At 42.8% G+C, this 8,379-nt stretch carries 4 protein-coding genes; 2 read left to right on the top strand and 2 right to left on the bottom strand.

All coding sequences use genetic code 11. The features are described from left to right. Window positions 1–84 precede the first annotated feature (84 nt). Window positions 85–438: a DUF4440 domain-containing protein gene (locus AACQ81_RS19820; RefSeq protein WP_443089570.1), complete on the top strand. Its 354-nt coding sequence runs from the start codon at window positions 85–87 to the stop codon at window positions 436–438. 58 nt (window positions 439–496) lie between these two features. Here the strand turns inward: AACQ81_RS19820 and cycA are convergent, their stop codons facing one another. Next, a complete protein-coding gene (cycA, locus tag AACQ81_RS19160) occupies window positions 497–1,903 on the bottom strand; it encodes a D-serine/D-alanine/glycine transporter (protein ID WP_237388266.1) in 1,407 nt (468 codons plus the stop codon). Between the two features lie 276 nt (window positions 1,904–2,179). After that, window positions 2,180–3,664: a sodium/proline symporter PutP gene (gene putP / locus AACQ81_RS19155; RefSeq protein ID WP_237388265.1), complete on the bottom strand. Its 1,485-nt coding sequence runs from the start codon at window positions 3,662–3,664 to the stop codon at window positions 2,180–2,182. 519 nt (window positions 3,665–4,183) lie between these two features. On the opposite strand from putP, the gene putA reads away from it, so the two are divergent. Continuing rightward, window positions 4,184–8,164, top strand: coding sequence for a trifunctional transcriptional regulator/proline dehydrogenase/L-glutamate gamma-semialdehyde dehydrogenase (gene putA / locus AACQ81_RS19150; RefSeq protein ID WP_237388264.1), 3,981 nt, complete (start codon window positions 4,184–4,186; stop codon window positions 8,162–8,164). Window positions 8,165–8,379 lie beyond the last annotated feature (215 nt).

The following is an 8,379-nucleotide window of genomic DNA, read 5'->3' as shown; positions in this document are numbered from 1 at the left end:
TACAAAATTATAAATAGATACAGATTAGGGGAATATTAGTTCTGTAACAAACATATAAATTCGCAAACATATGCAATTTTGTAAATAACAACACTAATTGAAATATGTTGTATAGGTGAAAAAAGAAAAAAGGGAAATTGGTTTAAGGCTGTATTACATGATAATTTTCTAGAAATTAGTAAATCAGGTTATTTTTATACTAAAAAAATCGTGTTTAATGAATTAATCACAGAAATAAAAACTATTTCCAAAATTTTCTCAGAAGATTTTTCTATTAACTATCTGAGTGAAAATATTATTTTACTCACTTATCAATCTTATGAAATTGATGAGATTGGTAACCTATTCAACCAAGCTCTTCGTTCATCAATTTGGCAATTATCTTCGGACAAAAAATGGCAACTGAGATTTCATCAGGGCACACTCATGACGTGCTAAGGTAAAAATGGCCCAATATTTGGGCCATTGAGAGTTAATTAATGGGATTTTTTATCATTCAATGAGTAAAACGAGCTTTACGTCTTTTCACAATCTGGAATCCAATCGCCAGAATAATAAACCAAACTGGCGTGGCGATTAATGCTTGTCGGGTATCTGGCTGTAAAGACAGTAATATCAAGACAAAAGCAAAAAAAGCCAGACATACCCAAGACATCACAATACCAAACGGCATTTTGTACACCGAGGCCTGATGCAAGGCTGGACGGCATTTTCTATAAGCGAGGTAGGAACATAAAATCATGCTCCAAATAAACATAAACAGGATTGCAGAAACAGTTGTCACCAAAGTAAAAACATGCATTACATCGGGAATAAAATAGATCAAAACGATGCCAAAAGAGAGACATAGGCAAGTAAAGATCAACCCCGAGGCAGGAACTGAACGACGGGAAAGACGACTAAACTGCGTTGGTGCATTTTTTTCTTTAGCCAAGCCAAATAACATTCGACTGGTGGAGAAAACACCACTGTTCGCCGATGAGGCGGCAGAAGTCAAAACCACAAAATTGACAATACTGGCAGCAGCAGGCAGCCCAATTAAGACAAATAATTCTACAAAAGGGCTTTTATCCGCAATAATGGCTCGCCACGGAGTAACCGACATAATCACAATTAAAGCCAAAACATAAAATGTAATAATACGGATTGGAATGGCATTAATCGCTTTTGGCAAAGATTTCATCGGGTTTTTAGTTTCCGCCGCAGCAGTTCCCACTAACTCAATACCAACAAAAGCAAATATCGCAATCTGAAACCCAGCAAAGAAACCACTCAACCCCATTGGAAACATGCCATCATCATTCCAGACATTAGAAAATGCAGCAACATGCCCGGCCGGAGATTGGAAGTGAATGCCAATCAATATGCCGCCTGTAACAATCAACGCAATAATCGCAATAATCTTGATCATGGCAAACCAGAATTCCAGCTCACCAAACAATTTTACCGTTGCGAGATTCAACGTCAGCAATACCAGCACACACAGTAGCGAAGTCGCCCACTCTGGAAAGTTTGGTACCCAATACCCGACATAGGCAGTGATGGCAACAATATCCGCGATACCTGTAATTACCCAACAGAACCAGTAAGTCCAGCCCACAAAAAAACCCGCCCACGGTCCTAATAAATCTGCTGCGAAATCACTGAACGACTTGTAGTGCAAATTGGAAAGCAATAATTCTCCCATGGCACGCATAACAAAAAACAACATAAATCCGATGATCATATAAACAAAAATGATCGACGGACCCGCAAGAGAGATTGTTTTACCTGATCCCATAAACAGGCCAGTGCCGATGGCACCACCAATCGCAATTAGCTGTATATGTCGGTTCGTGAGACTCCGCTGTAGATGCGAGCCTTCAGTTTCAGGAGTGTGAATGGGTTGTATTTTTTCTTCCATAGCTATATCCAATTTATTCTCACAGCATGGCCTTAATACCCTCAAGCTGCGTTTAAGGGAATATTGTGACATAGACAACAGCGGTATTAACAGAAGGATTTCACATGAAAAACAGGACGGTTACAATTCAACCTATTAGCAGAGAGCACATAGTGCACATTTCATTCATTTAGTACAAAGTGATTGTTTTCTTAAATGCCTTCAATTGGTAATATCTTTTCGTATGGTTTCCTTACCAAAGCCCCTGAAAATCAGAGGCTTTTTATCATAATAAATTTATTTATTGTTATAATGCGCTGCTGCTTCTTCGAAGCGCTGCTGTATCGCTTGATTTGGTGCTTTCCCCAGCAGACTCACCGCCACAATAGTAATAGTTGCAAAGATAAAGCCAGGAATGATTTCATATAAATCGAACCAATGGAATTTCATCCATACCAATACTGTGATGGCTCCCACCAGCATACCAGCCAACGCACCATCGCGTGTCATACGTTTCCAAAGCACCGACATCAGAACGACCGGACCAAACGCCGCGCCAAAACCGGCCCAAGCATAGCTGACCAATGACAATACTTTATTGTTTGGATTAATAGCGATCACAATAGAAATGATTGCCACCATCAAAACCATCATGCGACCAACCCATACCAATTCTTTTTGGCTGGCTTTGGTGCGTATAAATGCTTTATAGAGATCTTCAGTCAGTGCGCTGGAGCAAACCAATAACTGGCAGCTTAACGTACTCATGACTGCCGCTAATACCGCAGACAATAACACTCCCGTAATCCACGGATTAAACAGAAGCTCACCTAACTCCATAAAGATACGTTCACGATTTTGTAAAACTGGAGCTGCCTGATCTGGGTACATCTCAAAATAGGCTATACCAAAGAACCCAACAGCTACAGTGCCCGCAAGACACAGGAACATCCATGTCATACTGATACGACGAGCTTTATGAATAGTTTGGTGGGAATCTGCTGCCATAAAACGGGCTAAAATATGCGGCTGACCAAAATAGCCTAATCCCCATCCCATTAAAGAAATAATGGCAATGATGTTCAGGTTCTTAAACATATCTAAATAAGCGTGATTTTTTGCCTCAATAACATTGATAGCCGTATCAACCCCTCCTACTTTAAACAAGATCAATACGGGTACCAAAATCAAAGCAAAAATCATCAAAGTCGCCTGAACGGTATCCGTCCAGCTTACAGCAAGGAAACCACCCAGAAAGGTATAGGCAATCGTTGCCAGCGCACCTAACCAAATCGCTTTTTCATAGCTAATGCCAAAAGTATTTTCAAACAATAAACCACCAGCAACAACACCTGAAGCACAGTAAATAGTAAAGAAAATCAGGATAACCAGTGCGGAAATGATACGCAGTATTTTGCTTTTGTCGTCAAAGCGATTCGTAAAATAATCTGGTAATGTCAACGCGTTATTGCTTACTTCGGTATGTACTCGTAATCTACCCGCGACCCACCGCCAATTTAAGTACGCCCCCAATAGCAGCCCCAATGCAATCCAACTTTCTGAAATACCTGAGAAAAAAATTGCGCCTGGCAATCCCATTAATAACCAGCCACTCATATCAGAAGCGCCAGCAGATAATGCTGTTACCACACTCCCCAATCGCCGGCCACCCAGTATGTAGTCATCAAAGTTTTTGGTGGACCGATAAGCTATGAAACCTATTAGTAACATCCCTGCGATGTAGATAATGAAGGTAATAAGCATTGGTGAATTTACTGTCATGCAGGTTCTTCTCCATAGTATTTTTATAAATCATGTATCCGCAAATGCATGATCTGCGTAAATCATGTTATCTGTACTGTAAATAGTTTCTGCAGTACCTAGCCCTATTCTGTCAGGCTATAAAAGTTGTGCCCAAAGATAACATTAATTTCTGTATGTATTATTTGTGAATGTGATTATTCAAAAATTACATTCCATCCTAATTTACTTAAAACATTTTTAACAACCAATTAACTCGGTTTTTTATAAAAAACGCTTGCTAAATCACATTTATCATTTAAAAAGTTGCACCTTTCATTAAATAATAGGTTTCACCTAACATTCATGAATGATTATAATAAAATCAATTTATATCAATTATATGAATATGTAACCCTCATAACGCTCACCAAAAAAATAATAAAAACAAGATTAATTTCACAAATCCAGCATAACTGCTTTTAACAAAGTTGCACAAAGTTGCAACATAGCAGATATTGTCACGTAACTTGGTTAAGTCTTGCCTATTAAGGAGTAAGAATGGGTAGTACCACTATGGGCGTGAAGCTCGACGAAGCAACGCGTAATCGTATCAAAGCTGCTGCACAACGAATTGAACGCACACCACACTGGCTGATTAAGCAAGCCATTTTCAATTATCTTGAACGTCTGGAAAATGAGGAAAAGATCCCAGAAATATCAGCGAATCAGGATAACAAAGAAGAAAAGATTTCCGAAGAAGAATCACCTATTGAGGCACCTTATCAACCATTTCTGGATTTTGCCGAGCATATTTTACCCCAAACGGTGAAACGTTCTGCAATTACCTCAGCCTATCGCCTGCCCGAAACACAAGCTGTCCCGATGCTGCTGCAACGTGCGCAACTTTCAGAAGAACAAGCTAAGGCGACTCACAAACTCGCTTATTCCATCGCAGAAAAACTACGTCAGCAAAAACAAGGTGTCGGGCGCGCAGGTTTAGTACAAGGATTGTTGCAGGAGTTTTCATTGTCTTCACAGGAAGGTGTAGCACTGATGTGCCTTGCCGAAGCTTTGCTGCGTATTCCTGATAAAGCCACCCGTGACGCACTGATCCGCGACAAAATCAGCAACGGTAATTGGCATTCCCATTTAGGCCAAAGCCCTTCTATGTTTGTCAACGCTGCAACATGGGGATTGCTGTTCACCGGTAAGCTGGTATCTACCCATAATGAAGCCAAGTTATCCAACTCTTTGAATCGCATCATCAGCAAGAGCGGCGAGCCATTGGTACGTAAAGGCGTGGATATGGCAATGCGCCTGATGGGAGAACAATTTGTTACAGGGGAAACCATCGCTCAAGCTCTTGCCAATGCCCGTAAGCTCGAAGAAAAAGGGTTCCGTTACTCCTATGATATGCTGGGTGAAGCCGCCCTGACCGAGGAAGATGCACAGGCCTATATGGTTTCCTATCAGCAGGCTATCCACGCTATTGGCAAAGCTTCCAATGGTCGCGGCATTTATGAAGGACCGGGGATTTCTATCAAACTTTCTGCTCTGCATCCCCGCTATAACCGCGCCCAGTATGATCGTGTTATCGATGAACTCTATCCACGCTTACTCTCTCTGACCTTACAAGCGCGTCAGTACGATATTGGTATCAATATTGATGCAGAAGAAGCCGACCGTTTGGAAATTTCTCTCGATTTGCTGGAAAAACTCTGTTTTGAACCGAAATTGGAAGGCTGGAACGGTATTGGGTTTGTCATTCAGGCTTACCAGAAACGCTGCCCGTTCGTCATTGACAGCATTATTGATTTGGCACAGCGCAGCCGCCACAGGTTAATGATCCGTCTGGTGAAAGGCGCTTATTGGGATAGCGAAATCAAGCGTGCTCAAACTGATGGTCTGGAGGGCTATCCGGTGTATACCCGCAAAGTCTATACCGATGTATCTTACCTCGCCTGCGCCCGCAAACTACTTTCCGTGCCAAATTTAATCTATCCACAATTTGCTACTCATAACGCTCACACTTTGTCTGCTATTTATCATCTGGCCGGACAGAACTATTATCCGGGTCAATATGAATTTCAGTGTCTGCATGGAATGGGTGAACCGCTTTATGATCAAGTCGTTGGTAAGATCGCTGATGGTAAACTCAATCGTCCATGCCGTATTTATGCGCCAGTGGGAACACATGAAACATTGTTGGCCTATCTGGTACGTCGCTTACTGGAAAACGGTGCAAATACTTCATTCGTCAACCGCATAGCAGATACTTCACTGCCAATTGATGAACTGGTCGCAGATCCCGTGAAAATCGTACAGGAATTGGCACAAACCGAAGGGCAAATCGGTCTGCCACATCCTAAGATCCCTCTGCCACACGATTTATACGGCAAAAACCGTGCTAACTCCTCAGGATTGGATCTTTCCAATGAACATCGTTTGGCTTCTCTTTCTAGTGCGTTGCTGAGTTCATCAATGGAAACATGGAACAGTGAACCGCTATTGGGTGGTGATTACCAACATAAGGGAGAGTTACCTGCTACCAAGCCTGTCAGCAATCCAGCTAAGTTCTCCGATTTGGTGGGTTACGTACGAGAAACCACCGAGCAAGAAGTCAGCCATGCATTGAATGTCGCCACCGATGCCGGCGCAATTTGGTTTGCAACACCACCGTCAGAACGTGCGGCAATTTTAGTGCGTGCGGCTGAGTTGATGGAAAATAACCTGCAATCACTGCTCGGTATCTTAGTCCGTGAAGCGGGTAAAACTTTCAATAATGCGATTGCCGAAGTGCGCGAAGCTGTGGATTTTCTCCATTATTATGCGGGGCAAGTCCGCCAAGATTTCGCCAATGATACACATCGCCCGTTAGGGCCTGTGGTATGTATCAGTCCGTGGAACTTCCCTCTGGCAATTTTTACCGGGCAAATCGCCGCTTCATTAGCAGCAGGTAATAGTGTTCTGGCAAAACCCGCAGAACAAACACCATTGATTGCCTCCGTTGCAGTGAAAATGCTCCATCAAGCGGGCATTCCCCGTGATGTGCTGCAATTATTACCGGGGCAAGGAGAAACCGTAGGAGCATCACTGGTTGGTGACGAGCGCGTACGTGGCGTGATGTTTACCGGTTCTACTGAAGTTGCCAGCTTGTTACAACGCAATATTGCCGGTCGTCTTGATGCTCAAGGGCGTCCAACCCCATTGATTGCGGAAACCGGCGGGTTGAATGCCATGATAGTCGATTCTTCTGCCTTGACCGAACAGGTTGTCACCGATGTTGTTGCCTCCGCTTTTGACAGTGCAGGCCAACGCTGCTCTGCCCTACGTATTCTGTGTATTCAGGAAGATGTTGCTGAAAAAACTATCACCATGCTGAAAGGCGCAATGGCTGAGTGCCGGATGGGGAATCCTGAGCATTTATCGACAGATATAGGCCCTGTGATTGATGCAGAAGCGAAAACCAACATCGAACGCCATATCCAAACTATGCGAACCAAAGGCCGGATGATTTATCAGGCAGTACATGAAAATGACACCGACAATCAGGAATGGTTACAAGGTACTTTCGTCAAACCAACGCTTATCGAGCTGGAAAGTTTTGACGAAATGAAGAAAGAAATTTTCGGTCCTGTTCTGCATGTCGTACGTTTCAAGCGTAATGAATTAGAGCAGTTGGTGGATCAGATTAACGCTTCGGGTTATGGCCTGACATTGGGCATTCACACCCGCATTGATGAAACCATCACACAAGTGACTGGCAAAGCTAAAGTCGGCAATTTATATGTCAATCGCAATATGGTTGGTGCGGTTGTCGGCGTACAGCCATTTGGTGGTGAAGGCCTGTCAGGTACAGGGCCAAAAGCCGGCGGGCCTCTGTATTTGTACCGCTTGCTGTCACAGCGTCCTGTCAATGCAGCCAGTCAAACATTGGAACGTCAGGATGCAGAATATGAGCTGGATTCCAAAATTCGGGTTGCTCTGCACTCCCCCCTCAACAAACTGGCAGACTGGGCAACTGCACAAAACAATGATTCATTGAAACAGCTCATTCAGGAATACAGCTTGCTGGCACAAGGTGGAACAACACGTTTATTACCGGGACCAACCGGAGAACGCAATACGTATACCCTGTTGCCTCGAGGCCCTGTTCTGTGCCTTGCTGATAATAAGCAAGATGCTCTGGTACAATTAGCGGCAGTACTTTCCGTTGGTTGTCAGACTATCTGGGAGAAGAATGAACTGCATCAAGAGTTACAGCGTCAATTGCCGGAAGAAATTCACCGACATATTCATTGGGTCAACGATTGGCAAAAAGAAGACACAATAATGGAAGCGGTTATTTATCACGGTGATTGTGATCAATTACGTCATGTTTGTGAAGCGATTGCACAACGTAAAGGACCGATTATCTCCGTACAGGGATTTGCCCGTGGTGAAACCAACCTGTTGTTGGAACGCTTGCTGCATGAACGTTCATTGAGTGTTAATACAGCGGCGGCAGGGGGGAATGCCAGTTTGATGACGATTGGTTAAAAGTTATTATTCAATTGACTAAAACCAATAATTAAGAATGAATTGGTTAAAAGAAGTTAATTAGATTAATTTATTATAAATATATAACTAGAGCGTGTTGATCTTTTTGGTATAAAAAGCAAGCAGCAAATGGGGCTGTTATAATGGTTTCGCCAAAAATCAAAACAATTACCCCAAATGCCAAGACTAATGTTAACAGATGATAGCTGGAAATT

Origin of the sequence: Xenorhabdus sp. Sc-CR9 (assembly GCF_963897815.1) — a bacterium.
Lineage (GTDB): Bacteria > Pseudomonadota > Gammaproteobacteria > Enterobacterales > Enterobacteriaceae > Xenorhabdus.
The sequence above is the reverse complement of the archived record's forward strand: the minus strand, read 5'-3'. Positions and strand labels throughout refer to the sequence as shown.

Excerpts from the sequence above, each read along its gene's own strand:
- putA (WP_237388264.1), top strand. The coding sequence starts at position 4,184 with ATGGGTAGTACCACTATGGGCGTGAAGCTCGACGAAGCAACGCGTAAT.
- cycA (WP_237388266.1), bottom strand. The coding sequence starts at position 1,903 with ATGGAAGAAAAAATACAACCCATTCACACTCCTGAAACTGAAGGCTCG.
- putP (WP_237388265.1), bottom strand. The coding sequence starts at position 3,664 with ATGACAGTAAATTCACCAATGCTTATTACCTTCATTATCTACATCGCA.